Origin of the sequence: Sphingobacterium rhinopitheci, from assembly GCF_022627575.1 — a bacterium.
In the GTDB taxonomy this organism is placed as follows: domain Bacteria; phylum Bacteroidota; class Bacteroidia; order Sphingobacteriales; family Sphingobacteriaceae; genus Sphingobacterium; species Sphingobacterium rhinopitheci.
The window spans coordinates 1-878 of sequence record NZ_JADEYQ010000059.1; the positions used below are offsets into that span (position 1 = coordinate 1).

The following is an 878-nucleotide window of genomic DNA, read 5'->3' on the forward strand; positions in this document are numbered from 1 at the left end:
ATACTTACTCTTCCAACCATAAAATGTCCCTTGGCTAATACTATGCTCTCGGCAAATGTCCGAAACTGGTACCCCTTGTTCTTGTTGAGCTAAAATCTTAATGATTTGAACCTCGCTGAATTTACTCCTTTTCATAATCCCTAATTTAATAAAACTACATTTTTATCGTAGCGTTTTTTAGGGAAGATTACAATAGTATTAGAGCTGCTGACTTAGTTGTCATATTCATACCTAAGTTTCCAAATTATTTTGATGACGTACATAATAGTGTCAAATGGACCATAAACAAGCTAAGCCAGATGATATATACGAACTTAAAACCTAATTTTTTCTCGTAATACGGTAGTATATTGAGAAAACAGGGCGTTCCTGGTTCATAAACACATAAAGTTTATGGATCAATGTTCTGATTAGTTTTTTTTTTTTTAAAACTCGTCTCTTTAAATAAAATTTCATAAATCTATTATAGATGAGTTTATGCGAAAATTTTTGAAAATAGGTATCCGTTCTACCAAATACTTGGTTTGACACGTGCTACTTTTACCGCTATGCAAAGATTTTAGATACGGATGAGGAAATAAAGAAAATGGATATAGGTAAATAGTTTGATTATCTTCAGTCTATTTTAACATTTTTGAACAGATTGAAAAACAGGGAATGCTACACTATAATCCATTTTGTAAAAAAAAAGATTAATAACTTTCAATTTAATAAAATGAAATAATTTTCATTAATTTAATAAAACGAAATAATTTTCATTAATTTAATAAAATGAAATCTGAAGACCAATTAAAGCAATTCTTATTAACGACAAAAATATTACGATTTCCATTGATTATTTTAGTTATTTATATTCATATTATACATGAAGATATAAC

1 protein-coding gene is annotated in these 878 nt (G+C 27.7%); it reads right to left on the reverse strand.

The window, feature by feature from the left end:
- On the reverse strand, positions 1 to 135 hold a 135-nt coding region (locus IP023_RS15770), incomplete at its 3' end, for a transposase (protein ID WP_241791363.1).
- Positions 136 to 878 lie beyond the last annotated feature (743 nt).